General features: G+C 62.0%; 2 protein-coding genes. Both read right to left on the bottom strand.

Annotation, left to right across the window (positions count from 1 at the left end; translation table 11 throughout):
• Nucleotides 1-159 precede the first annotated feature (159 nt).
• A complete protein-coding gene (locus BSB02_RS39110) occupies nt 160-816 on the bottom strand; it encodes a response regulator transcription factor (protein WP_206185142.1) in 657 nt (218 codons plus the stop codon).
• Nucleotides 783-1,571 (bottom strand): hypothetical protein, encoded by a 789-nt coding sequence (locus BSB02_RS40400; RefSeq protein ID WP_143591775.1) that lies wholly within the window; start codon nt 1,569-1,571, stop codon nt 783-785. The genes BSB02_RS39110 and BSB02_RS40400 overlap by 34 nt, the downstream gene beginning before the upstream one ends.
• Nucleotides 1,572-1,681 lie beyond the last annotated feature (110 nt).

Here is a 1,681-nt window from a genome sequence, read left to right as displayed (position 1 = left end):
ACCCTCGATCATGCCCCAGACCCCGGATTAGCTGCGGAACGCGAGGTTGAGTGGCCCGACGGTTTCGGCATGCTGCTCTCCTCCGAGCGCGTCCCACTGAGCAGGAGTCATCGTAGGAACGACGCGATTCGCGCGGTGACGGTCGTACGACCCACAACGTCAAAGATCTTCGAGGCGGATCAGACCGTCCTGGATGGCACGGGCCACCAGGGATGCCTTGGTCGAGGCCGGCCTGCCAACATTGGCGTACTTGATCCTGACCCGGTCTATGTAGGTGCTGACGGTGCGGGTGGAGATGCCTAGCCTCCGCGCGACCATCTCCTTTGACTCCGACTGGAACCACTCCACCAGGACATCGAGTTCCCTCGCGGACAGCCGCGGGCGATGAGATCGAGTGTCGGTCCAAAAAGCACCGCTCAGCGATGGAGGTGTGTAGGGCACGTGCTCGGCCGCCGCTCGGATGGCGCCCACGAGATGCTCCTCGCCTTCGGCCTTGGTCAAATATGTGAAGGCACCGATGTCCAGGCATTGCAATGCGACGTCAGGGTCGTCACGCATGGTGTAGATGATCACCTGCCGCCCATCGTCCACGAGGCGCTTGAGCTCTCCGTAGGCGGGCGTTGAGCTATCCAGCTGGAGATCGAAAATGACCACGTCCGCCGACCTGCCGATTCCTGTCCACACGGCACCGAGATCGAAGCCGGCCGCGACGATCTCAATCTCGGGACGTGCGGACGCGCACCACGCTCGAACGCCGGCAATGACCGCAGGATGGTCATCGATCACTGCGACTGTGACGAGGTTGTGCTCGACCAAGTCGCCTCCACCCATACACGTCCTTTCTGCATCGTCAATGTCACGTTGACTTGATCACTGTGTTCCGGATTCAGCAGCTCCTCGCGCGATCTCTCAGGAGAATCCGCGACCACGCCGACCTTCACTGACGTCGGAGAGCCGACCACGGTCGCCCGGGCGGTGGTGGCCGCTGTGGCCAGTACGGCCAGCACTGGCTCGATCAACGCCCGGCGGACGGCCGGCGGCAGAGCGACGCGATTACCTCGAACAGCGAGAGAAACCGCGACTCCTCTGCGTTCCGCGATCTCGATGCCCGCCCGCAGCTCATGGAGGAGACGGTCTGGTACATCGTCGCTCTCGGCCAGGAGACGACGAATGCGGGCCGCCTGTACGGCGCAGGCTTGCCGTACCGACTGATCGGCCGGATCATATGCTCCAGTGGCCAGACCTTGAAGCAGCGGGACCACGGCATCTGCCAAGGAGGCATAACGCACACGGCGATCCCTGTGCAGCTCTTCACTTACTGCTTCACGTGTCCGCAGCTGCTCTCGATCCATCGCTGCTCTTGCCGCGGTCCTCGCCACGTTTCGCAATGCATGTGTGGCGAAGGCGACACCTAGTTGGGTAATCCAAATGATCACGCTCGAAGTCAGCACCAGGATGACGCCATATGTTCCGGTCCGCCCCCCAAGAATCTGGATCGTCTCCATCATGATGAAGTCAGCGGACAGCACGGCGACGAGAAGCACCAAGGGTGCGTTTCGCAGCAGCAGCAAGCCAAACCACCCGATGTTGCCGTATGCCCAATGCGCCGACGTACCAAGGTCTTCGACGGGAACCCCGAACCTTTTTCATCCTCGTGCGGAAGCCGCTGGCCACATCATGA

Source organism: Thermoactinospora rubra (genome assembly GCF_002093975.1).
In the GTDB taxonomy this organism is placed as follows: domain Bacteria; phylum Actinomycetota; class Actinomycetes; order Streptosporangiales; family Streptosporangiaceae; genus Nonomuraea; species Nonomuraea rubra_A.
The sequence above is the reverse complement of the archived record's forward strand: the minus strand, read 5'-3'. Positions and strand labels throughout refer to the sequence as shown.